The 24,465-nt window shown below is 62.3% G+C and carries 20 protein-coding genes; 14 read left to right on the top strand and 6 right to left on the bottom strand.

The annotated features are described in order from the left end of the window. Positions 1–1,398 (top strand): NADP-dependent phosphogluconate dehydrogenase (gndA, locus tag ACTJKM_RS30110; protein ID WP_440661559.1); only part of this gene is annotated, 1,398 nt, incomplete at its 5' end. A gap of 193 nt (positions 1,399–1,591) precedes the next feature. On the opposite strand, the gene ACTJKM_RS30105 is transcribed toward gndA, so the two are convergent. From ACTJKM_RS30105 to ACTJKM_RS30090, 4 genes are all read right to left on the bottom strand, one after another. Next, entirely contained in the window at positions 1,592–1,780 is a 189-nt protein-coding gene (locus tag ACTJKM_RS30105; protein ID WP_058328737.1) for a hypothetical protein, read from the bottom strand. A gap of 168 nt (positions 1,781–1,948) precedes the next feature. Next, positions 1,949–2,179 (bottom strand): hypothetical protein, encoded by a 231-nt coding sequence (locus ACTJKM_RS30100; protein WP_058328736.1) that lies wholly within the window; start codon positions 2,177–2,179, stop codon positions 1,949–1,951. A gap of 370 nt (positions 2,180–2,549) precedes the next feature. Further along, positions 2,550–4,172: an ABC-F family ATP-binding cassette domain-containing protein gene (locus tag ACTJKM_RS30095; protein ID WP_058328735.1), complete on the bottom strand. Its 1,623-nt coding sequence runs from the start codon at positions 4,170–4,172 to the stop codon at positions 2,550–2,552. A 307-nt stretch (positions 4,173–4,479) separates the two neighbouring features. Then, the gene (locus tag ACTJKM_RS30090; RefSeq protein ID WP_057254246.1) at positions 4,480–5,535 is read right to left on the bottom strand and encodes a LacI family transcriptional regulator; all 1,056 of its coding nucleotides are present in this window, start codon (positions 5,533–5,535) and stop codon (positions 4,480–4,482) included. A gap of 520 nt (positions 5,536–6,055) precedes the next feature. Here ACTJKM_RS30090 and ACTJKM_RS30085 point away from each other — a divergent pair. From ACTJKM_RS30085 to ACTJKM_RS30035, 11 genes are all read left to right on the top strand, one after another. Continuing rightward, on the top strand, positions 6,056–7,291 hold the full coding sequence (locus ACTJKM_RS30085; protein ID WP_058324202.1) for an ABC transporter substrate-binding protein: 1,236 nt from the start codon (positions 6,056–6,058) through the stop codon (positions 7,289–7,291). 217 nt (positions 7,292–7,508) lie between these two features. Continuing rightward, complete coding sequence (locus ACTJKM_RS30080) at positions 7,509–8,417, top strand: carbohydrate ABC transporter permease (RefSeq protein WP_058324203.1); 909 nt, start codon at positions 7,509–7,511, stop codon at positions 8,415–8,417. A gap of 115 nt (positions 8,418–8,532) precedes the next feature. Further along, positions 8,533–9,360 carry a carbohydrate ABC transporter permease gene (locus tag ACTJKM_RS30075; RefSeq protein WP_210334467.1) on the top strand — a complete coding sequence of 276 codons (828 nt, stop codon included), beginning with the start codon at positions 8,533–8,535 and terminating at the stop codon, positions 9,358–9,360. Between the two features lie 4 nt (positions 9,361–9,364). Continuing rightward, complete coding sequence (locus ACTJKM_RS30070) at positions 9,365–10,459, top strand: ABC transporter ATP-binding protein (protein WP_057254254.1); 1,095 nt, start codon at positions 9,365–9,367, stop codon at positions 10,457–10,459. 149 nt (positions 10,460–10,608) lie between these two features. After that, positions 10,609–13,083, top strand: a complete 2,475-nt coding sequence (locus tag ACTJKM_RS30065; RefSeq protein WP_058328733.1) for a beta-mannosidase — start codon at positions 10,609–10,611, stop codon at positions 13,081–13,083. A 5-nt stretch (positions 13,084–13,088) separates the two neighbouring features. Continuing rightward, positions 13,089–13,778: a D-lyxose/D-mannose family sugar isomerase gene (locus ACTJKM_RS30060; RefSeq protein ID WP_058328732.1), complete on the top strand. Its 690-nt coding sequence runs from the start codon at positions 13,089–13,091 to the stop codon at positions 13,776–13,778. Between the two features lie 64 nt (positions 13,779–13,842). Continuing rightward, complete coding sequence (locus tag ACTJKM_RS30055) at positions 13,843–14,604, top strand: sugar phosphate isomerase/epimerase family protein (protein WP_057254260.1); 762 nt, start codon at positions 13,843–13,845, stop codon at positions 14,602–14,604. A 15-nt stretch (positions 14,605–14,619) separates the two neighbouring features. Beyond that, a complete protein-coding gene (locus ACTJKM_RS30050; RefSeq protein WP_440661555.1) occupies positions 14,620–15,798 on the top strand; it encodes a Gfo/Idh/MocA family protein in 1,179 nt (392 codons plus the stop codon). Positions 15,799–16,193: 395 nt separating this feature from the next. After that, positions 16,194–17,222, top strand: a complete 1,029-nt coding sequence (mgrA, locus tag ACTJKM_RS30045) for an L-glyceraldehyde 3-phosphate reductase (RefSeq protein WP_058328731.1) — start codon at positions 16,194–16,196, stop codon at positions 17,220–17,222. A 275-nt stretch (positions 17,223–17,497) separates the two neighbouring features. Next, positions 17,498–18,604, top strand: a complete 1,107-nt coding sequence (locus ACTJKM_RS30040) for a TRAP transporter substrate-binding protein (protein WP_057254265.1) — start codon at positions 17,498–17,500, stop codon at positions 18,602–18,604. Between the two features lie 185 nt (positions 18,605–18,789). Next, complete coding sequence (locus ACTJKM_RS30035; RefSeq protein WP_245296207.1) at positions 18,790–19,383, top strand: cupin domain-containing protein; 594 nt, start codon at positions 18,790–18,792, stop codon at positions 19,381–19,383. A 124-nt stretch (positions 19,384–19,507) separates the two neighbouring features. On the opposite strand, the gene ACTJKM_RS30030 is transcribed toward ACTJKM_RS30035, so the two are convergent. Both ACTJKM_RS30030 and ACTJKM_RS30025 read right to left on the bottom strand, forming a co-directional pair. Next, entirely contained in the window at positions 19,508–21,361 is a 1,854-nt protein-coding gene (locus tag ACTJKM_RS30030) for a TRAP transporter large permease (RefSeq protein WP_057254268.1), read from the bottom strand. Further along, on the bottom strand, positions 21,358–21,933 hold the full coding sequence (locus tag ACTJKM_RS30025) for a TRAP transporter small permease subunit (protein WP_057254270.1): 576 nt from the start codon (positions 21,931–21,933) through the stop codon (positions 21,358–21,360). The genes ACTJKM_RS30030 and ACTJKM_RS30025 overlap by 4 nt, the downstream gene beginning before the upstream one ends. A gap of 347 nt (positions 21,934–22,280) precedes the next feature. On the opposite strand from ACTJKM_RS30025, the gene ACTJKM_RS30020 reads away from it, so the two are divergent. Beyond that, complete coding sequence (locus ACTJKM_RS30020; RefSeq protein ID WP_058328730.1) at positions 22,281–23,909, top strand: glycoside hydrolase family 43 protein; 1,629 nt, start codon at positions 22,281–22,283, stop codon at positions 23,907–23,909. Between the two features lie 124 nt (positions 23,910–24,033). Then, on the top strand, positions 24,034–24,435 hold the full coding sequence (locus ACTJKM_RS30015; RefSeq protein WP_058328729.1) for an RcnB family protein: 402 nt from the start codon (positions 24,034–24,036) through the stop codon (positions 24,433–24,435). Positions 24,436–24,465 lie beyond the last annotated feature (30 nt).

The following is a 24,465-nucleotide window of genomic DNA, read 5'->3' as shown; positions in this document are numbered from 1 at the left end:
GGCGTCATGGGCTCGAACCTGGCGCTCAACATCGCTGAAAAGGGCAACAAGATCGCGGTGTTCAACCGCACCGTCGAGGCGACGCACAAGTTCTACGCGGAAGCCGGTGAACTCAAGGGCCAGATCGTGCCCTGCGACACCATTGAAGAGTTTGTTGCCGCCATCCGTCCGCCGCGCCCGATCATCATCATGATCAAGGCCGGCGAGCCGGTCGATCAGCAGATGAAGATCCTCGAGCCCTACCTTTCCAAGGGCGACATCATGATCGACGCCGGCAACGCCAACTTCCGCGACACGATGCGCCGCTTCGAGGCGCTGAAGGACAGTGGCCTGACCTTCATCGGCATGGGGGTTTCCGGCGGTGAGGAAGGCGCACGTCACGGCCCGTCGATCATGGTCGGCGGCAAGGAAGAATCCTGGAAGCGCGTCGAGAGTGTTTTGACCTCGATCGCCGCGAAATACGACAACGACCCTTGCGTCGCCTGGCTCGGCGAAAACGGCGCCGGCCATTTCGTCAAGACCATCCACAACGGCATCGAATATGCCGACATGCAGATGATCGCCGAAATCTACGGCATCCTGCGCGACGGCCTGAAGATGTCGGCGACCGAAATCGGCGAGGTCTTCGGCACCTGGAACAAGGGCCGCCTCAACTCCTACCTGATCGAGATCACCGAGAAGGTGCTGAAGGCGGCCGATCCTCTGACCGGCAAGCCGATCGTCGATTTGATCCTCGACAAGGCCGGCCAGAAGGGCACCGGCAAGTGGTCGGTGATCGAGGCGCAGAACATGGGCGTGCCGGCAACCGGCATTGAGGCGGCGGTGGCCGCGCGCAGCATCTCCGCGATGAAGGACGAACGCGAAGCGGCCGAAAAGATCCTCGGGCTGCCTGAGGTCGGCGACTTCAAGGTGGCCGACAAGGCAGCCTTCATCAGGGATCTCGAAAGCGCGCTGCTGGCCGCCAAGATCGGCGCCTATGCGCAAGGCTTCGCCGTGATGTCGGCGGCATCAAAGGAGTTCAACTGGAACCTGCCGATGCCGACCATTGCCAAGATCTGGCGTGCCGGCTGCATCATCCGCTCGCAGTTCCTCGACGAGATCACCACCGCGTTTACCAAGGCGCCGGATGCCGCCAACCTGATCGTCACCCCGGCCTTTGCCGCCATGGTCAAGGAAACCGACGCAGCCCTGCGCCGCGTCGTCTCGGCTGCCGTTCTCGGTGGTCTGCCGGTACCGGCGCTTGCGTCGGCACTCGGCTACTTCGACAGCTACCGCCGCGGCCGCGGCACGGCCAACGTCATCCAGGCGCAGCGCGACTTCTTCGGCGCCCACGGCTTCGACCGCATCGACGGCGCCGACAGCCATCACGGTCCGTGGGGCAGTGGCCTCAACGGCTAAGTCTCGACGACAGAGCAGCTTGAGACGGGGCGGCCTTCGCTGCCCCGTTTGCGTTTTGGGCCGATGCCGCCGCTTCGTTCGGACAAGATGCTAAAGCGCGTCGCGATCTTTCAGATTCGCTCCCGCGCTTTAAGTTTTTGATATTTCGCATGTCGTTATCGCAAAACCGCTGCGCACTTTTGCGCGACACGCTTTAGCCCGTCATCGATGAGGTCGCTGATATCCCTGTGCCGCCTGATGCCCCCGGATTGGAGCAGGATTTGATTGGCAGGACGGCGAACACCGAGGCAATCATCAGCACAATAATGATCAGCACCAGCCTGTCGGTGAAGGTGGCTCGAAAGATCTGCAGCACATAGTGCTTGGTCTTCATCGTGCCCACGCGCTTTCATCGCCATCTGCGCATGATGGCTTCCGTGCACCGTGGACGTCATACGTCCGTTCATGTGAATTTGCTTGCTTCGTCGGGAAACTGCTGACGTCGCGTATTGTTCCGGGAAGGGCGCCTGGCGCTGCGATTGTCGCCAGGCGCTTTCGCCGATGGGCGTGACTAACGCCGATAGGCGTTGCGGTCGCCACCCGAGCGGCGGCGCTGTGCCCGCAGCTTGCCCAGCCTTTTCGGCGGATCGACAAAGATCACCAGCAGAAACCCGACGGCCATAAGCACGTATGCCGGGATGCCGGTCGCCGCGCTGCCGAAGAAAGCGCAAAGGGTGGCCAGCGCAAGGTAGATGCCGATGGTGAAGGGGTTGGATACAAAGCCCCATACGCGGTTCGTCATTCGGTCTTTCCATGCAATTTTCGGTGTCATGCCGAACATCACCTGTCTGAAGTGATTGGCAGCAGATGCTGCGATGGCGCCCCAGCCAGCCCAGCAATATGTGAATGGGGAGCGTCGCGACAATGACACTCGGACCTTTGACTGCGCGAATCGGACCAAAGTCCCATCGATTTCAAGCGGCCATCCGGTAGGATCTGTAGCAGCTGCTACGGTAGCACTTCACAAGAACCTAGTTTTTTCAGTACCGATTTAGAGCGGAGTCGCGTTGTGCGTTCGGGCTTTGCTTGTGGACCCTCGGTCCCCGCCGAGGAAGGCGGGCACTGCGAATGCTGGGCGCCGGCGCGCGACGCCCAGCTAGCCTATTTTCGTGTCAGCTCCGCAGACCGGGAGCTTCCTGGCCGGTGCGGGCGACATATTCGGTGTAGCCGCCGCCATACTGGTGGATGCCGTCCGGCGTCAGTTCGAGCACACGGTTGGACAATGCTGCGAGGAAGTGGCGATCGTGCGAGACGAACAGCATGGTGCCTTCGTAGTCCGCCAGCGCCTTGATCAGCATTTCCTTGGTGTCGAGGTCGAGGTGGTTGGTCGGCTCGTCGAGAACCAGCAGGTTCGGTGGATCGAACAGCATGATTGCCATTACCAGGCGGGCCTTCTCGCCACCGGAAAGCACCCGGCACTTCTTCTCGACATCGTCGCCGGAAAAGCCGAAGCAGCCGGCAAGCGCGCGAAGCGGCGCCTGGCCGGCTTGCGGGAACGTGTCTTCAAGCTGCTGCAGCACCGTGCGATCGCCGTCGAGCACGTCCATGGCGTGCTGGGCGAAGTACCCCATCTTGACGCTGGCGCCGAGCGCGACGTTGCCTTCATCCGGTTCCGTCGAGCCGGCAACGAGCTTCAAAAGCGTCGACTTGCCGGCGCCGTTGATGCCCATGATGCACCAGCGCTCTCGGCGGCGCACCATGAAGTCGAGCCCCTCATAGATGCTGCGGCTACCGTATTTCTTGTGCACGCCCTTGATGTTGATGACGTCTTCGCCGGAGCGTGGCGCCGGGCGGAATTCGAAAGCGACGCTCTGGCGGCGCTTCGGCGGCTCGACCCGGTCGATCTTGTCGAGCTTCTTCACTCGGCTCTGCACCTGGGCGGCGTGCGAGGCGCGCGCCTTGAAGCGCTCGATGAACTTGATCTCCTTGGCAAGCATCGCCTGCTGGCGCTCGAACTGCGCCTGCTGCTGCTTCTCGTTCTGGGCGCGCTGCTGCTCGTAGAAGCCGTAGTCGCCCGAATAGGCGTTGAGCGAGCCGCCGTCGATCTCGATGATCTTGGTGATGATGCGGTTCATGAACTCGCGGTCGTGCGAGGTCATCATCAGCGCGCCGTCGTAGTTCTTGAGGAAATCCTCGAGCCAGATCAGGCTTTCGAGATCCAGATGGTTGCTCGGCTCGTCGAGCAGCATCACGTCGGGACGCATCAACAGAATACGCGCGAGAGCCACGCGCATCTTCCAGCCGCCCGAGAGCGCGCCGACATCGCCGTCCATCATCTCCTGGCTGAAGCTCAAGCCCGCCAGCACCTCGCGGGCGCGGCCTTCCAGCGCGTAGCCGTCGAGCTCCTCGTAGCGTGCCTGCACCTCGCCGTAGCGCTCGATGATCGCATCCATCTCGTCGAGCCGATCCGGATCGACCATGGCGGCTTCAAGCTCGCGCAGTTCGGCGGCGACTTCGCTGACCGGCCCGGCGCCGTTCATCACCTCGGCAACCGCGCTGCCGCCCGCCATCTCGCCGACGTCCTGGTTGAAGTAGCCGATGGTGATGCCCTTATCGACGGCCACCTGGCCTTCGTCGGGCACTTCCTCGCCGGTGATCATGCGGAAGAGCGAGGTCTTGCCGGCGCCGTTCGGACCGACGAGGCCGACCTTTTCGCCGCGGTTGAGGGCGGCGGAGGCTTCGATGAAAAGGATGCGGTGGCTGAGCTGCTTGCTGATGTTTTCGATGCGGATCATGTCTGCTGTAGCCTGAAGGGAGGAGCGGGGCGCATCTTCGCCCGATTGTTGCCCCGGCCTGTCGCAGGTTTCTGCGTCACAAGCAAGACTTCAGGGTGTTTCCGCGTCGTTTGACGACGCCCATGGCAAACTGTCGCTGGTCGACGACAGAGGGGCACGCCGTCTCCCAGATCCTCATTCCTGTGCCTGTCACAGGAATCCAGTCAGGCCCAAGTCTTTGGGCCGAAGAGATTCTTCGGCGCCGTGGACGCGGCGCTGCTGGATCCCTGTGACGGGGCACAGGGATGAGGGTGGAGTTGTATTCGGCTCAGGCTCGCAGACCGCGGGTGATCGGCGGCTGGAACTCCGGCTGGCTGAGGCTCTGCAGCGTTTCCGGCGGCTGGCCGTCGATATGGCCGATGACCGCCTTTGCCAGTTCGCGACCGGCAACGCGGATGTCCTCGTACATGGTCATCACCTCCGGGCGAAGCCAGCGCAGGAAGTCGCTCGGGGACTTCGAAACCATGTCGCAGTCTTCGCCGAGCTTCTTCTTGGCCATCTCCAGACCGGCGATCAGCGCGATCGCGCCGGAACCGCTGCCCGAGATGATGCCGTCGGGCGCGTCCTCCGAGCGCATCAGCACCTCGAAGGCGTCGCGGATTTCGACCAGAGAATGGTCGATATTGGTCTGGTGGAAGCCGATTGCATCGGCCTGAAAGTCGCGAAGGCCCCGTTCGAAGCCGGCGCGCATATGCGAATAAAAGGTGAGATGCGGCGGCGGCTCGAGCAGCACCAGGCGCCGCCGGCCGCGCGCGACGAGCTTGCGCACCGCCTCATAGGCGAAGCGCTCGTTGTCGAAGTCGTGATAGGGGTGGACGATGCCCATTTCGGTGCGGCCGTGGGTGACGAAAGGCAGGCCGCGCTCGGTCAGAAGTGCCACGCGCGGATCGTGAGGCTCGGTGCGCGAGATGATCACGCCGTCGGCAGCGCCCGTGTCGAGGATGTAGCGGATCGGGGCCAGCGCATCCTTGACGGCGCTATAAGGTGTGACGACGAGATGATAGGGCGTGCCGGCGAGGATCTCGGTGATGCCGACGACCATCGGGCTGGTGATGCCCATGATCTCTTCTTCCAAGGTGAGCACCAGGCTGATGACATTGGTCTTGCCGGTTCTGAGCCGCACGCCGGCGCGGTTCGGCTGATAGCCGATCTGCTTGGCGACGAGACGCACGCGCTCCTTGGTTTCCGCGCCGATATCGGGCGCATCCTTCAGCGCCCGGGAAACCGTGGTGATGCCGAGCCCGGTCATGAAGGCGATCGTCTTCAGCGTTGGCCGGCCGCCATCCGGCAGTGTTTGCGGCCTGTTTTTCGTCTTGCTGTCCATTGCCGTCACCCGCCCACTCTCTGCCAGCGCGCCGCCAGTTTTGCCCGCCCGGCGGCGAAACGCGTCGGTTCAGCCCTGTCCACTGCTGCCTGCCGCGTCACTTTATCGCCTTATATACGAAAAGCAGCGAGCGGCTATCCTGCTTTGGACCGATAAAATTGCTTCAAATCTGTAACGATACAGTTGCGATGTCGAGCGTTTTCGTTGCTGCACTGCGGAATCTGAAGCGGTCTGGTTGAATCGCACCTTGGGGCGGGTGTCTTTTGCGCTTGCGAGACGATGATCTCCACAACGGCGCAAGGCACTCGCTGAAGTTCTATAAATATCAGCTATATAAGCGAGTCTTCTGCAAGACGCGAAGCGGCAGGCGCCGGGCGCAAAGCGCTTTGGACGTCCGCTGTCATCTGCACGCAATAGGTGTTTTCTAAGATTCTGTTTAAATCGATTGTGGTGGGTGTTGCGTCCTGTAATCGATTGCATTAAGTTTTTTACGGTAACGTTACAGTGAGGGAGGAGACTCATGAAAATACGTTCTTTTGCAGCCATGCTCGCGACCGCGGTGGCCCTGCCACTCGGTGCGGCCAGTGCCGCCGATCTTGAAGTAACCCATTGGTGGACGTCCGGCGGCGAAGCAGCCGCGGTCGCGGAACTCGCGAAGGCCTTCGACGCAACGGGCAATCACTGGGTTGACGGCGCAATCGCCGGCTCCGGCGGCACTGCCCGCCCGATCATGATCAGCCGCATCACCGGCGGTGATCCGATGGGCGCCACGCAGTTCAACCACGGCCGCCAGGCAGAAGAGCTGGTTCAGGCCGGCCTGATGCGCGACCTGACCGACGTCGCGACCCGCGAGAAGTGGAAGGACATCATCAAGCCGGCAAGCCTGCTCGATTCCTGCACCATCGACGGCAAGATCTATTGCGCCCCGGTCAACATCCACTCCTGGCAGTGGCTGTGGCTGTCGAACGCCGCCTTCAAGACGGCCGGCGTCGAAGTGCCGAAGAACTGGGATGAGTTTGTTGCCGCCGCACCGGCGCTCGAAAAGGCCGGCATCGTGCCGCTCGCCGTTGGCGGTCAGCCCTGGCAGGCAGCCGGCGCGTTCGACGTGCTGATGGTGGCGATCGCCGGCAAGGACACGTTCCAGAAGGTCTTTGGCGACAAGGACGAGGAAGTGGCGGCCGGTCCTGAGATCGCCAAGGTCTTCAAGGCCGCTGACGATGCCCGCCGCATGTCCAAGGGCACCAATGTCCAGGACTGGAACCAGGCGACCAACATGGTCATCACCGGCAAGGCCGGCGGCCAGATCATGGGTGACTGGGCTCAAGGGGAATTCGCGCTCGCCGGCCAGAAGGCCGGAACGGACTACACCTGCCTTCCGGGTCTCGGCGTCAACGAGATCATCTCGACCGGTGGCGACGCCTTCTACTTCCCGCTGCTGAAGGACGAAGAAAAGTCGAAGGCCCAGGAGGCGTTGGCTTCGACGCTGCTCGATCCGAAGACCCAGGTCGCCTTCAATCTCAAGAAGGGCTCGCTGCCGGTGCGTGGCGACGTCGACCTCGCAGCCGCCAACGACTGCATGAAGAAGGGCCTGGACATCCTTGCCAAGGGCAACGTGATCCAGGGCACCGACCAGCTGCTTTCGGCCGACAGCCAGAAGCAGAAGGAGGACCTGTTCTCCGAATTCTTCGCCAACTCGTCGATCACGCCGGAAGACGCGCAGAAGCGTTTCGCCGACATCATCGCGAACGCGGAGTAACCGCAACTGCCTGATTGACCGGCTCCGCCAGTATCCGGTGGAGCCGGCCAAGGCCTCCCTTTCGGTGCGGTCTGGCCGCGCCGGTGGCCTGCGCGAGCTCGCTCTCGCGACAGCGCTTCGGGAGCGGTTGTCGCCCTGATGAGGCATGATGCCGGCGCGATCTCCGCGCGGCGCTGCCCATCGTCCGAAACCCAATGCAGTTCCGGAGGAACGAAACATGGCGGGTCACACACAAGGTTCGGGCCGACCGAACCAGTGGCTGCGGAACCTGAACGCGAAGATTGCCTCCGTCCCGATGATCCTGACGGCCGTGGTGATCTTCCTCGGTGGCACGATCTGGACGGTCGTCTATTCCTTCACCAATTCCAAGCTCTTGCCGCGGCTATCCTTCGTCGGCCTCGATCAGTACGAGCGCCTCTGGGACGCGCCGCGCTGGCTGGTCTCGGTGCAGAACCTGGCGATCTACGGCATCTTCTCGCTGATCTTCAGCCTGGTCATCGGCTTCGTGCTGGCGGCGCTGATGGACCAGAAGATCCGCTTCGAAAACACCTTCCGCACCATCATGCTCTATCCCTTCGCCCTGTCCTTCATCGTGACGGGCCTGGTGTGGCAATGGCTGCTCAATCCGGAATTCGGCATCCAGTCTGTGGTGCGTTCGGCCGGCTGGGAGAGCTTCACCTTCGACCCGCTCTATAACGCAGACATCGTCATCTACGGCATTCTGATCGCCGCGCTCTGGCAGGGCACCGGGCTTGTCATGTGCCTGATGCTCGCGGGGCTTCGCGGCATCGACGAGGACATCTGGAAGGCCGCGCGCGTCGACGGCATCCCGATGTGGAAGACCTACATCTTCGTCGTCATCCCGATGATGCGCGGCGTCTTCATCACCACGCTGGTCATCATCGCCAGCGGCATCGTCAAGGTCTACGACCTTGTGGTGGCGCAGACGAGCGGCGGCCCCGGTATCGCGTCGGAAGTGCCGGCCAAGTACGTCTACGACTACATGTTCCAGGCGCAGAACCTCGGTCAGGGCTTCGCCGCTTCGACCATGATGCTGATCACCGTCGCCATCATCATCGTGCCTTGGGCCTATCTGGAATTCGGGGGAGGGCGCAAGCGTGTCTGATATCGTTGCTTTCAATGCGGTGGCTGACGAAGCCGCACCTCAGGCGCAGACCGACAGGGTCATTGCCGGCCCACGCGGTCGCAAACCCCGCCGGGCGCTGTCGGGCCGCAACATCATGATCTACGGCACGCTGATCGTCGTGGCGCTCTACTATCTGCTGCCGCTCTATGTGATGGTCATGACCTCGCTCAAGGGCATGCCGGAAATCCGGCTCGGCAACATCTTCGCGCCGCCGGTCGAAATCACCTTCGAGCCGTGGGCGAAGGCCTGGGCGAGTGCCTGCACCGGGCTTAACTGCGACGGCCTTTCGCGCGGCTTCTGGAACTCGGTGCGCATCACCGTTCCCTCGACGATCGTCTCGATCGCGATCGCCTCGGTCAACGGCTATGCGCTTGCCAACTGGCGCTTCAAGGGCGCGGAGCTGTTCTTCACGATCCTGATCGTCGGCGCCTTCATTCCCTATCAGGTGATGATCTACCCGATCGTCATCGTGCTCCGGGAAATGGGCATCTACGGCACGCTGACCGGCCTCATCATCGTGCACACCATATTCGGCATGCCGATCCTGACGCTGCTTTTCCGCAACTATTTCGCCGGCCTGCCGGAGGAGTTGTTCAAGGCAGCGCGCGTCGATGGTGCCGGCTTCTGGACAATCTACTTCAGGATCATGCTGCCGATGTCGTTGCCGATCTTCGTCGTGGCGATGATCCTGCAGGTCACCGGTATCTGGAACGACTTCCTGTTCGGCGTCGTGTTCACCCGGCCGGAATACTACCCGATGACGGTTCAGCTCAACAACATCGTCAACTCGGTCCAGGGCGTGAAGGAATACAACGTCAACATGGCGGCGACGATCCTGACGGGTGCCGTGCCGCTCTTCGTCTACTTCGTCTCCGGACGGCTTTTTGTTCGCGGCATCGCCGCCGGCGCAGTGAAAGGGTAAGGACATGCAAAACGTCAGCGTATCGGTCAAAGACCTGTCGTTGAGCTTCGGTGCCGTCACTGTGCTCGACACGCTCAACCTCGACATCAAGGACGGCGAGTTCCTAGTGCTACTCGGCTCGTCCGGCTGCGGCAAGTCGACCCTGCTCAACTGCATCGCCGGTCTACTCGATGTCAGCGACGGGCAGATCTTCATCAAAAACAAGAACGTCACCTGGGAGGAGCCCAAGGACCGCGGCATCGGCATGGTGTTCCAGTCCTACGCGCTCTATCCGCAGATGTCGGTGGAGAAGAACCTCTCCTTCGGCCTGCAGGTCGCAAAGGTCCCGAAGGAGGAGATCGACAAACGTGTGCGCCGCGCCTCCGAGATCTTGCAGATCCAGCCGCTCCTGAAGCGCAAACCGTCTGAGCTTTCCGGTGGCCAGCGCCAGCGGGTGGCGATCGGCCGGGCGCTGGTGCGCGATGTCGACGTGTTCCTCTTCGACGAGCCGCTTTCCAACCTCGACGCCAAGCTGCGCTCGGAGCTGCGCGTCGAGATCAAGAGGCTGCACCAGTCGCTGAAGAACACGATGATCTACGTCACCCACGACCAGATCGAGGCGCTGACGCTCGCCGATCGTATTGCTGTCATGAAGAGCGGCGTGATCCAGCAGCTGGCCGACCCGATGACGATCTACAACGCCCCGGAAAACCTGTTCGTCGCCGGCTTCATCGGTTCGCCGTCGATGAACTTCTTCCGCGGCGAGCTGCAGCTTCGCGACCAGCGCGCCTACGTCCACGCCAACGGCGTCGACTTCGACGTGTCCGCCTATCCGTCGCGGGCACCCCTGGTGCACGGGCAGAAGGTTGTCCTCGGCCTCAGGCCCGAACATGTGCGCGTCGACGAGGCGGCAAGCGGGGCCGCGGCCTCGCATCGCGCGGTCGTCGATATCGAGGAGCCGATGGGCGCCGACAACCTGTTGTGGCTGAAGCTTGCCGGGCAGTCGATGTCCGTGCGCATCGCCGGCCAGCGGCGCTATGCGCCTGGCACGGCGGTCACCCTCTCCTTCGACATGGCGGTTGCCTCGATCTTCGATGCGACGAGCGAAAACCGGCTCTAGCCGCATATCGCGCAAAAGTGTGAAGTGGTTTTGCGGAAACGATATGCGCGGAAGTAAAGAAATAAGGAGATGCCGGGCAGGGACCTCTGTCCGGCACCTCCCGGCAATGACAGCGCCGGCGTCGCCGGTCGATCCATGGAAATACGACAATGCTCTCTGAGGACTACACCCGAACCGCCATCCGTCTCGACATTTCAGGGGATTGGCAGCTCAGCTCGGTCGACAACAGCCACAGCTTGGCGATGGCGCTGCCGGGCGACGTGCACTCGGCCTTGCAGAAAGCGGGCGTGATCGAAGACCCCTATGTCGGCCGCAACGAGAACGACGTTCAATGGGTGGCACATAAGGACTGGGTGATCGAGCGAACAGTCACGGTCGCCGCCGACGAACTCGCGGGCTACTGGTATCTCGACCTCGAGAGCCTGGATACTGTCGCCTCGGTCTTCGTCAACGACACGCTGGTGCTCGAAGCGGAGAATAGCTTCCGCCGCTATCGGCCCGATGTTTCCCGCGCGCTCGTCGCCGGCGAAAACCGCATCCGCATCGTGCTCCATTCCTCGATTTCCGAAGGCGCGCGCCGGCAGGCCGAGCAGCCCTTCTACGTGCCTTATCATCCCGGCAATTCGCCGATCGCCAATGGCAACATGCTGCGCAAGCCCCAGTGCCATTTCGGCTGGGACTGGAACCTCGCGATCGCGCCGCTCGGCGTCTATGGCGAGATTGCTCTCTGCCGGCTGGAGATTGCCCGCATCGAGCATGTGACGACCAAGCAGGTCTGGCTTGAGGACGGTTCGGTCGACCTTCTGGTGACCGTGACGCTGTTTGCCGACGCGCCCGGCATCGTGCCCATACATTTTTCGCTCGACGAGGACCGCGAACGGCTGGACTGCGCCGTCGGCAAAGGCGAGACGCGCATCACCCATGTCTTCACCGTCGCAAAACCAAAGCGCTGGTGGCCGGCGGGTAGCGGCGAGCAGCATTTGTCACATCTGACGGTCGAGGTGCCGCAGGAGCAAGTGAGCCGCCAGATCGGTTTCCGCACGATCGAGCTGGTGACCGACAAGGACGAGGCCGGCAGCCGCTTTGCCTTCCGCGTCAACGGCCGCGAGATCTTCTGCAAGGGTGCCAACTGGATCCCGGCCGATGCGCTGATGTCGCGGGTGACGCCAGAGGGCGTCGAGGATCTGCTGACCTCGGCAGTGGACGCCAACATGAACATGATCCGGGTCTGGGGCGGCGGCTTCTACGAGCCGAACTGGTTCTACGATCTCTGCGACCGGCTCGGGCTTTTGGTGTGGCAGGACTTCATGTTCGCCTGCAACCTCTATCCCTCGACCCCGGATTTCCTGGAGAATGTCGCGGCAGAGGTGGATTATCAGGCAAAGCGCCTGTCGTCGCATCCATCGATCACGGTCTGGTGCGGTGACAACGAGCTGGTCGGTGCACTCACCTGGTTCGACGAGCCGCGCAAGGATCGCGACCGCTATCTCGTCTCCTATGATCGGCTGAACCGCACGATCGAGGTGGCGCTGAAGGCCGCACTTCCCGAAGCGATCTGGTGGCCGTCGAGCCCGGCCTCCGGCTATCTCGATTTCGGTGACGCCTGGCATGCCGATGGCTCCGGCGACATGCATTACTGGTCGGTCTGGCACGAGAACAAGTCCTTCGACAATTACCGCACCGTGCGCCCGCGCTTCTGCTCGGAGTTCGGCTTCCAGTCCTATACGTCGATGCCGGTCATCCGGCAGTTTGCGGCGGAGAAGGATCTCAACATCGCGTCGCCGGTGATCGAGAGCCACCAGAAGAATGTCGGCGGCAACGAACGCATCGCCGGCACGATGTTCCGCTATTTCCGCTTCCCCAAGGATTTCCCGGCTTTCGTTTATCTCAGCCAGGTCCAGCAGGGGCTGGCGATCCGCACGGCCGTCGACTATTGGCGCTCGCTAAAACCCCATTGCATGGGCACGCTCTACTGGCAGCTCAACGACACCTGGCCGGTCGCCTCCTGGTCGAGCCTCGACTATGGTGGCAGCTGGAAGGCGATGCACTATATGGTCCGCCGGTTCTTCCAGCCGGTTTCGGTCGCGGCCATCCCATCGGCGGATGGCAGAGAGATCGCCTTCTCGATGGTCAACGATACGGCGGAGCCGGTGACGGTCGAGCTTCAGACCTTCCTGGTTTCGCTCGATGGCAAGCGCACGCCGCTGACGGCGGCCGCCGGCACCTGCAGCCCGGATCGCGCGGCGACCCTGGTGACGCTTGCGGCTTCCGATATTCCGGCGGATCACCTGTTGTTCTGGTCGTTCGATGCATCGAACGGCATGCGCGGCGAGGGGCACCACGCCAACGGCACCTACAAGGCACTCGACCTGCAACCGTCCGGTTTGACACTCGATGTGGCGCCGGCGGGCGAAGGCGCTTTCGACGTCAGCGTCAAGGCAAGCGGCCTGGCGCTGCATGTGATGATCGAGGCCGATGTCGCCGGCCGATACTCCGACAATGCCTTTGATCTGCTGGCCGGGGAAACCAAGCTTGTCCGCTTCACGCCGAAGGTGCCGCTCGCCGCAGGCGAGCTTCCGCGCTTTGCCGCCTTCGATCTTGAATCCTGCCAGGGAAAAGGTTGACCGCCATGAAACGCAGCCACGTCAACGATATCATCGCCGAGAGCGGTGCCTTCATTAAGAGCTACGGCTTCACGCTGCCGCCCTTTGCCTACTGGTCGCCAGAACAACTGAAGGCGCGGGTCGCCTCTGACAGCCCGACGATCTTCGAGGCCCGGCTCGGCTGGGACATCACCGACTACGGCAAGGGACGCTTCGATGAATTCGGGCTGGTGCTCTTCACGCTGCGCAATGGCAATGCCGCGAACCTCACGACCGGCCACGGCATGATCTATGCCGAGAAGCTGATGATCACCGCCAAGGACCAGGTCAATCCGCTGCACCGCCATGCGGTGAAGACCGAGGACATCATCAACCGCGGCGGCGGGTCGCTGGTGCTGCAGATGTACAATTCGAGGCCTGATGGCACCGTCGACGAGGAAAGCGACGTGGTGGTCGCCACCGATGCGCGGCTGAGAGCCCTCAAGGCTGGCGAACTCTTGAAGCTCAAGGCCGGCGAAAGCGTCACGCTTTTGCCCGGCAACTGGCACGCCTTCTGGGCCGAAGGCACGGACGTGCTGATGGGCGAGGTTTCGACCGTCAACGACGATCTCACCGACAACTATTTCCGCGAGCCCGTCGGTCGCTTCTCGGCGATCGAGGAGGACGCGGCACCCACCCACCTGCTGGTGTCGGACTACGACACCTGGCTCAAGTGATCCCAGGACCCCAACCCCCAAGGGCAATTGACCCAAGACCAAACGATCTTTCGAGGAGGATTTCATGAAGGACGTCAGTTTCCAGCTTTATAGCGCCCGCAATTTCCCGCCGTTCGCCAATGTGCTCGAGGCACTCGGACAGGCCGGCTATAGCCAGGTCGAAGGTTATGGCGCGCTCTATGCGGCGCTCAGCGACGCCGAGATCGCCAGCTTCAAGGAAGGGCTCGACAGCAATGGTCTCGCCATGCCGACGGCGCACTTTGGCCTGGACATGCTCGAAAGCGATCCGGCCCGCGTGCTCGAAATCGCCAAGGCGCTCGGCATCAAGGCGATCTATTGCCCCTACCTGATGCCCGACCAGCGCCCGACGGATGCCGCCGGCTGGCGTGCCTTCGGCGAGCGGCTGCAGAAGGCCGGCAAGCCCTATCGCGACGCCGGGCTGATCTTTGGCTGGCACAACCACGACTTCGAGTTCTTTGCTCTTCCGGACGGCAGCATCCCGCAGGACCTGATCTTTGCAGGCGGACCGGAACTTTCCTGGGAAGCCGACATCGCCTGGATCATCCGCGGCGGCGCCGACCCGATCGCCTGGATCAAGAAATACGGCGACCGCATCACCGCCGTGCATGTGAAGGACATCGCGCCGACGGGCGAGAAGAAGGACGAGGACGGTTGGGCCGATGTCGGCGAGGGTACCGTCGACTGGAAGGGCCTGTTTGCGGCGCTTTCCGGCACCAAGGCCCGCTACTTCATCGCCGAGCACGACAATCCGAGCGATTTCAAGCGCTTCGCCAAGCGCTCGCTCGCCTCCATCCAATCCTATTGAGAAGCAGGTTCATCCATGACCAAGGAACTTGGCGTCGGCATCATCGGATGCGGCAACATCTCCACCACATACTTCAGGCTCGCCCCACTGTTTAAGGGCATCAAGGTTGTCGCCTGCGCCGACATCAACCAGGCAGCCGCCGAAGCGCGCGCAGCCGAATATGGCGTCGAGGCGCAGAGCATCGAGGCGCTGCTGGCCAATCCGGCTGTCGACATCGTCGTCAACCTGACGATCCCGGACGCGCATTATCCGGTCTCGAAGGCGATCCTCGAAGCCGGCAAGCACGTCTACTCGGAGAAGCCATTGGTGCTTTCGCTGGAGCAGGGCGAGGAGCTCAGGGCGATCGCGAAGGCCAAGGGCCTTTCCGTCGGCTGCGCGCCGGATACCTTCCTCGGCGGCGCGCACCAGCTTGCACGCAGCACTATCGATGCCGGCAAGATCGGCCGGGTAACCTCCGGCACCTGCCACGTGATGAGCCCGGGCATGGAGATGTGGCATCCGAACCCGGACTTCTTCTTCCTGCCCGGCGGCGGCCCGATCCTCGATCTCGGCCCCTATTACATCGCCAACCTGATCAACCTGATCGGGCCGGTGAAGCGCGTCGCAGCACTGTCCTCCATGGCCAACCCGACCCGCACCATCACCAGCGAGCCACGCAAGGGCGAGGAGATCCCGGTCAAGACCCCGACCAACATCCACGCGCTGCTCGAGTTCCAAAATGGCGCGACGATCACCCTGTCGGCGAGCTGGGATGTCTGGTCGCATCGCCATGCCAATATGGAGCTCTATGGCACCGAAGGCTCGCTCTACGTGCCCGATCCGAACTTCTTCGGCGGCAAGGTGGAGATAAGCGGTCGCGACAGGAACATTGAGCCACTGGAACCCTGGGATCATCCCTTCGGCGTCGAAAACCAGGAGCACCCGCAGGGGCCGATGGCGAACTACCGCACCGCTGGCCTTGCCGACATGGCGCAGGCGATCCTTGAGGGCCGCGATGCCCGCTGCTCGCTCGACCGCTCGCTGCATGGCGTCGATGTCATGGTCTCGATCCTGAAATCCGGCGAGGAGGGCCGCTTCATCGAGCTCTCCACCACCTGCACGCAGCCGGCCGCCCTCGGCATCGAGGAGGCGCGGGCGCTGCTGCGCGAGACGGAGGAAGAGGTGTCCGTCGAACGAAGCGCCGCTGTCTCATAGCTGCCCGCTCTGGATCTTTGTGACCAGGGGGTCACAACTACGCTCCCTGGTCATGAACACAGAAGGCTGGCTTTTGGGTAGGAGTGGCACCTATTCTCCCTCATCCTCGCCCTTGTGGCGGGGATCCAGCGACCCGACGTCCGTCGGGTCAAAAGATTTTTAAGCCCAAAGACTTGGGCTGGTCCGCAGTTCCATCGGAACTGCTAGGGATTCCTGTGACAAGCACAGGAATGACGGAGGTTTTGGTTGGCGCCAAGCTTCCCTCGTGAGCGTTCGGTGATTAGAGATATCTTTGACAGCAAGCTTGGGTTTCCGTGATCACGGAAACCCTTCTCGTTTGGAGCGATGGTGGTTTCCAGCCGCCATCCGGATACGGATCGCGGAGGATTTTTGCGATGACCTGGCTACCGGCGGAAAACCGCTACGACACCATGAAATATAACCGCGTCGGCCGCTCCGGCCTGAAGTTGCCGGCGATCTCGCTGGGGCTCTGGCACAATTTCGGCGGCGACACGCCGCATGACCGCAAGGTCGACATGTGCCGCACCGCGTTTGACCTCGGCATCACCCATTTCGACCTCGCCAACAATTACGGCCCGCCTCCGGGCTCGGCCGAGACTGCCTTCGGCGAAATCATGCGCACGGATTTCGCTCATCTGCGCGACGAACTGATCATCTCGTCCAAGGCGGGCTATGACATGTGGGCCGGTCCTTACGGCGAATGGGGCAGCCGCAAGTACATGATCGCTTCCTGCGACCAGAGCCTGAAGCGCATGGGGCTCGACTATGTCGACATCTTCTATTCGCACCGTTTCGATCCGGACACGCCGCTTGAAGAAACCTGTGGCGCGCTCGACCATATCGTGCGTTCGGGCAGGGCGCTTTATGTCGGCATTTCCTCCTACAATTCGCAGCGCACCCGCGAAGCGGCTGCAATTCTCAAGGATCTCGGCACACCGTGCCTCATCCATCAGCCGAGCTATTCGATGCTCAACCGCTGGATCGAGGACGATGGCCTGATCCACACGCTCGAAGATCTCGGCATCGGCTCGATCGTCTTTTCGCCGCTTGCCCAGGGCATGCTGACGACCAAGTATCTGCAGGGCATTCCGAGCGACAGCCGGGCGGCGCAGAACCACTTCCTCAAGAAGGACTTCATCCGCCCGGAGATCATCGACAACATCCGCAAGCTGAACGGCATCGCCGAAAAGCGCGGCCAGACTCTGGCGCAGATGGCGCTTGCCTGGGTGCTGCGCAACGGCCGGATCACCTCGGCGCTGATCGGCGCCAGCCGCTCCGAACAGATCGTCGATTGCGTCAAGGCGCTCGAAAACGACACGTTCACGGCGGAGGAGCTGGCCGAGATCGATCTCTATGCCCGTGAGGCCGATATCAACCTCTGGGCATCGTCGGCCGAACGCTAAGTTCTGCTGAAAACATTGATTTGCCTGCATTTTGGGCAAAACTGCCTGCTTTCCGGCGCATTAGACAAAAGTCGAATAGGTGCCGGAAAGCGCCTTCTGGACATGGTCCGGTGTTTCTGTAAGGTGCTGCAATGCCGGTCGATTGCGACGCCGATTTGCGTCGTTTCGGCAGGTTAACGAGGAGGAGCCACCGTCGCCCGGGAAGGGGCAGGGTGGATTGATGGGTGGTAGCGCTGATCGCGGCCGCCCTTTTGGCGAGAACTAGGGGAGGAACCATGGATCGCCGTTCATTTATCAAAAACGCAAGCCTCGGTGGCTTGGCCGCAGCGGGTGCTGCCGCGCTTGCAACGCCGGCCATTGCGCAGGCAAACCCCAAGATCAACTGGCGCCTGGCATCGTCGTTCCCAAAGTCGCTCGACACGATCTATGGCGGCGGTGAAGTGCTGGCGAAGCATGTGTCGGAAGCGACCGACGGCAACTTCCAGATTCAGGTCTTCGCCGCCGGCGAAATCGTGCCCGGCCTGCAGGCTGCTGACGCGGCGGCTGCCGGTACGGTCGAGGCTTGCCACACGGTTTCCTACTATTACTGGGGCAAGGACCCGACTTGGGCGCTTGGTGCCGCCGTTCCCTTCGCGCTCAATGCGCGCGGCATGAACGCCTGGCACTACCACGGCGGCGGCATCGATCTCTTCAACGAGTTCCTGGGAACCCAGGGCCTCGTCGGTTTCCCCAACGGTAATACCGGCGTGCAGATGGGCGGCTGGTTCCGCAAGGAGATCAAGACGGTCGCCGACATGCAGGGCCTGAAGATGCGCATCGGGGGCTTCGCCGGCAAGGTCGTCGAGAAGCTCGGCGTCGTGCCGCAGCAGATCGCCGGCGGCGACATCTATCCGGCGCTCGAAAAGGGCACCATCGACGCCGCCGAATGGGTCGGCCCCTATGACGACGAGAAGCTCGGCTTCTACAAGGTCGCGCCCTACTACTACTATCCCGGCTGGTGGGAAGGTGGCCCGACGGTCCACGCCATGTTCAACAAGGCGGCCTTCGACGGCTTGCCGAAGAACTACCAGTCGCTGCTGCGCACCGCCTGCCAGGCGACCGACGCGAACATGCTGCAGAAGTACGACTACCTGAACCCGTCGGCGATCAAGCGCCTGGTGGCTTCCGGTGCCAAGCTCAGCCCGTTCAGCGCCGAAATCCTGTCGGCCTGCTTCGACAAGGCGAACGAAGTCTATGCCGAAATGGAAGACTCGAACCCGACCTTCAAGAAGATCTGGGACTCGATCAAGGCCTTCCGCGGCGAGTACTACCTCAACGCCCAGATCGCCGAATACAACTACGACACCTTCATGATGATCCAGCAGCGCGGCGGCAAGCTCTAAGCTTTCGCTGTTGCTGATGATTAAAGGCCGCTCGCAACGTCTGTTGCGGGCGGCTTTTCGTTTCGGCCGGAGGCCGCCGGCGTCCCGACGACCCTGCATTTCTGATCCCTACGCATGCGCAGGAGGCGCGGCACGGCAGCGGTTTCGTGGTATGGTTGCGGCCTTGATGAAAGGGAGAAGGTGCAATGCCAAGCGAAGGCCAATCGGTCGTGCTCGGTCCCCATCAGGGCCGCCGGTACGACATGGGTGCCATACAGGCTGTCTTCAAAGCCGATCGCCCGGAAACCCTAGGCCGCTTTTCGATCTCGGAATGGTGGCTCGATGCTCGGCATGAAGGACCCGGCGCTCACAAGCACGACGACAATGACGAGATTTTCTACGTCATCGAGGGCACCGCCAGCATCCTGGTCGGCGACACCTGGCACCAGATGGCCAAGGGCTCGCTCTGCGTCATCCCGCGCGGAACGATGCATGATTTCCGCAATGAGAGCGCATCGCGCATGGGTCTGCTCAACGTCTATGTCGGCGGACCGTTCGAGGAGATGATGCCCATGATCGTCGACTGGTATCGCGACAATCCGGCCAAGAGGATCGATTGGGCAAGTGCGTTTGGTGTGGCTGCCCTGAGATTGCTGACAGACCTCGACGATGGCCTGCGGCGATATGCGTGCCCCGTTCTCCCTCATCCTCGCCCTTGTGGCGGGGATCCAGCGATCCGACGTCCGTCGGACGAAAGACTCTTTTCAGCCCAAGGACTTGGGCTGGCTAGATTCCTGTGACAGGCACAGGAATGGGGGAGAGTGTGGTTTGCGCTCGACCTCCTACAGGCATCGAGTATCGTTGTCGGCAAACGAAAAGGGCGGCCCTTGCGGGGCCGCCCTTATGTTTTGTGTGCCAGCCGTCTTACTTGAACGAAGGCGGCTGGCTGAGGTCGTTTGACGGTGCCGTCTGCGGCTGGGCACCCGTGCCGCCGAACGAAGGCGGCTGGCTGAGGTCGTTCGAGGGCGCGGTCTGCGGCTGGGCGCCGGAGCCGCCGCCCTGATCCGCAGGCTTCTGGTCGAGCGGGCTGCCGCCTGGAAGCTGCAGGCCGCCCGGAAGGCCGAGGCCACCGCCATTGTCCGGAAGCGTCAGGCCACCACCCGGCGCAAAGCCCGGCACCTCGATCTTGATTGTGTTCGGATCGACGCCCGTGCCCGTTCCCTTGTAGTGCATGACCATCTGCGGGAACATGATCGTCAGCGCCACCATCAGGATCTGGATGCCGACGAAAGGCACCGCACCCCAGTAGATCTGCCCGGTCGTGACGGGCTGGATCGTCTTGCCGGTGATTTTGTCGAGATAGGGCACCTTTGCCGCGACCGAACGCAGATAGAAGAGCGCGAAGCCGAAGGGTGGGTGCATGAAGCTCGTCTGCATGTTGATGCCGAGCAGAACGCCGAACCAGATGAGGTCGATGCCGAGCTTGTCGGCGGCGGGCGCCAGGAGCGGCACGATGATGAAGGCGAGCTCGAAGAAATCCAGGAAGAAGGCCAGGAAGAAGACGAGCAGGTTGACGGTAATGAGGAAGCCGGTTTCGCCGCCCGGCATCGCCGTCAGCAGGTGTTCGACCCAGATGTGGCCGTTGACGCCATAGAAGGTGAGCGAGAAGACGCGCGCACCGATCAGGATGAACAGCACGAAGGCCGAAAGCCGGGTCGTTGCCGTGAGCGCCCCGCGCACCACGTCCATGTTGAGACGGCCCTTGGCGGCTGCCATGATCAGCGCACCGACGGCGCCCATCGCACCGCCTTCGGTCGGCGTCGCGATGCCGAGGAAGATGGTGCCGAGGACGAGGAAGATCAGCGCCAAGGGCGGGATCAGCACGATGATGACCTGCTGGGCAAGCCTCGACATCGCATTGATCTTCAGGCCGCGGTCGATAAGCGCGACGACGTAGATGACGATGACGCCGACGGTGCCGCCGAGGATGTCGGCATTCTCGCCCTGGGTCGGGTAGAGATAGACGTGGGCGGCATACGCGATGCCTGCCGCCACCGCCAGCGCAACGGCGAGCGACGTGACGCCGGAACCGAGCGTGCGGGCTTCCAGCGGCAGGGCCGGCATCGAATCGCGCCGGATGAAGGTCATCAGCAGGATGTAGACCATGTAAAGGCCGGTCAGCACGAGGCCCGGGATCAGGGCGCCGGCGTACATGTCGCCGACCGAGCGGCCGAGCTGGTCGGCAAGAACGATGAGCACGAGCGACGGCGGGATGATCTGGGCAAGCGTGCCCGAAGCCGCGATGACACCCGAGGCGACCTTCCGGTCATAGCCGTAGCGCAGCATGATCGGCAGCGAGATCAGGCCCATGGCGATGACCGAGGCGGCAACGACACCGGTGGTGGCTGCGAGCAGCGCGCCGACGAAGATGACCGCATAGGCAAGACCGCCGCGGATCGGGCCGAAGAGCTGGCCGACGGTGTCGAGCAGGTCTTCGGCCATGCCCGATTTCTCGAGCACGATCCCCATGAAGGTAAAGAACGGGATGGCGAGCAATGTGTCGTTTGACATCACCCCCCAGAACCGGTCCGGCAGTGCATTGAGCAGCGGCCAGGAAAGATTGATCGAGTCCGACAGCGGCGCGAGCTCGACGCCGATGATGAAGAACAGCAGGCCGTTGGCGGCGAGCGAGAAGGCGACCGGGTATCCCAAGAGCAGGAACACGATCAGCGACGCGAACATGATCGGCGCCAGGTTTTCAGCAATGAATTCGATCATGGACGGGTCTCCGGAGACACGACATCGTCAAGCGGCGCATGGGTCGGCACATAGGGTGTCGGGTCTTCCATGTTTCCGGTCATGATCGCGATCTTCTTGATGATTTCCGACACACCCTGGAAGGCGAGCAGCAGGAAGCCGACCAGCAGGATGGCCTTGGCCGGCCAGATGATCAGGCCGCCGGCCGAGGAGGAGACCTCGCCTGAGACGTAGGACATCTTCACGTAGGGGAAGAGGTAGTAGAGCACCAGGAGAACGAAGGGCATCAGGAACAGCAGGTGTCCGAGCAGATCGATCCAGTGCTGCACGCGACGCGAGAACTGGCCGTAGACCACGTCGATACGGATGTGTTCGTTCTGGCTGAGCGTGTAGGCGGCGGCAAACATGAAGGCGGCGCCGAACAGGTACCATTGCGCCTCGAGCCAGGCGTTCGACGACATGTTGAAGATTTTTCGGATCACGGCATTGCCGGCGCTGACGAGCACTGCCGCCAGGATCAGCCATGAAACGCCCTTTCCGATGAATTCCGTGATCGTGTCTATTAATCGGCTGAAGCCGAGCAAAGCTCTCATCGATTTCCTCCCCGCGATGGCTCTTATGGTTCTTGTGCCAAGCACAGCCAGAGTGCCGATTTCAAGCGCGCGTTCAAGTCCGAGGTACGATTTTCCCGTGTAGTTCGGCCGCCTCCGACTAAAGTAGAATAAGCTGTCCCGGCGCTCTGCCCATTGTTTGTGCAAACCCGTACCGCTTCGTCGGTCTGAGCGTGAGCGGACGGTTCCCGCCGGCGCGTCAGCGGTGCGAATCGGTGTGGAAAGACGGCCATAGAGAGGTGCTTGAACGTCTTACTGCAACGTTGCAGTCTTGAAATCGTATGATTTTTGAGATCGGATGTGCGCACCAACGGAGGACGCCGAAACCCATGACTGCCATGATCCGCAACCCGATCCTGAAGGGGTTCAATCCGGACCCTTCGATCTGCCGCGTCGGCGACGATTACTACATCGCGACCTCCACCTTCGAATGGTATCCGGGTGTGCAGATCCATCACTCGCGCGACCTGGTGAACTGGCGGCTCGTGCGTCGGCCGCTGGAGCGGGCAAGCCAGCTCGACATGCGCGGCAACCCTGATAGCTGCGGCGTCTGGGCGCCGTGCCTCTCCTACAACGACGGGCTGTTCTGGCTGGTCTACACCGACGTCAAGCGCTTCGACGGCAACTTCAAGGACGCGCACAACTACATCGTCACGGCGGAGGCGATCGAGGCGACCTGGTCGGATCCGGTCTACGTCAATTCCTCCGGATTCGATCCGTCGCTCTTCCACGACGACGATGGCCGCAAGTGGTTCCTCAACATGCAGTGGAACCACCGCACCGAGAGTTTCGGCGGTTCGCCCAAGCATCCGGCTTTCGACGGCATTTTGCTGCAGGAGTGGGACGAACGTACACGCAAGCTCGTCGGTCCGGTGAAGAACATCTTTGCGGGCTCGGCGCTCGGCCTGGTCGAAGGGCCGCATCTCTTCAAACGCAATGGCTGGTACTACCTGACGACGGCGGAAGGTGGCACCGGATATGATCATGCCGTGACCATGGCGCGGTCGCGCACGATCGATGGTCCCTACGAGATGCATCCGGATACCTACCTGATGACATCAAAGGATCACCCGGAGGCGCCGCTGCAGCGCGCGGGACACGGGCAATATGTCGAAACACCTGATGGTCAGGCCTATCACACGCATCTCTGCGGCCGGCCGCTGCCGCCGCAGCGTCGCTGCACGCTCGGCCGCGAGACGGCGCTGCAGAAATGCGTCTGGCGCGATGACGGCTGGCTCTATCTCGAAAGCGGTGGCCCGGTGCCGGAGGTGCTCGTGCCCGCTCCAGTTCAGGTCGAGCGGATACCGGCAGCGACCGTCGTAGAGACGGATTTCAACGACAGCGCGCTGCCGATCGAGTTCCAGTGGCTGCGCACGCCTGCGCCGGAGCGGATCTTTTCGCTCGAATGGCAACCCGGGCATCTCCGGCTCTTCGGGCGCGAGAGCATCGGCAGTTGGTTCGAGCAGGCGCTGGTCGCCCGCCGACAGGAACATCACGCCTTCCGCGCCGAGACGACGGCCGATTTCAAGGCCGAAACCTATCAGCAGGTCGCGGGCCTGACGCACTACTATAATCGTCACAAGTTCCATGCGCTCGGCATCACCTGGCATGAAACGCTCGGGCGGGCGCTGACCATCCTCTCATGCCCCGGCGATTTCCCGCATGGGCGGCTGGAGTTCCCTGTTGGCAGCGGCATCGCCATCCCCGACGGACCGATCGACCTTGCCATGGAGATCCGCGACAACGATCTGCAGTTCTTCTGGCGGGAGACACGAACAGGGGATTGGCGCGCGATTGGCCCGGTTCTCGATGCGGGCGTCGTTTCGGACGAGGGCGGTCGCGGCGAGCACGGATCCTTTACAGGTGCTTTTGCCGGGATGTTCGCCTTCGACACGTCTGGGGGCGGCAAGGCCGCCGATTTCGACCGTTTCCGTTACGTAAGTCTTGCGGAAGATTGAGTAATGGATATTAGGAATGAAGCATAAGCTTAGGATATCATTACGTATTTGTAATGCAGCGCTTCATATTCGGTTCAGGACGAGGGGCCTAATTTTCGGGTGCAGACAACGAAAGGACACCCGAATGAAACGTCTCCTGATCGCGCTCGTCGCCAGCTCCGTTCTGATCACGCCGGTCGCGGCACTTGCCCAGCCGGCAGGATCCTTCGAGGTGGCGCAGAACTATGACCGCTCCCGCCGCCCAATCGACCGGAATGGCGATCGCCAGATAGATCGTCATGTCGACCGCCACGTCGACAAGCACGTCACGATCGAGAAACGGGTGATCGTCAAGAAGAAGGAACGCTGGGCGCGCGGCCATCGCCTGTCGCCGGCCGAACGCCGCCACATGGCCCAGGTGCGCGACTATCGCTATTACAAGCTGCGTCCGCCGCCGCGCGGCCAGCAGTGGGTGCGGGTCGACAACGACTTCCTGCTGATCAGCCTTGCAACCGGCGTCATCGTCGGCCTGGCGACGGCACGGTGAGGATAATCTTCTGGCCAGGGGCGGCGGTTG

It is taken from the genome of Ensifer sp. 22460, from assembly GCF_052044935.1.
GTDB lineage: Bacteria > Pseudomonadota > Alphaproteobacteria > Rhizobiales > Rhizobiaceae > Ensifer.
The sequence above is the reverse complement of the archived record's forward strand: the minus strand, read 5'-3'. Positions and strand labels throughout refer to the sequence as shown.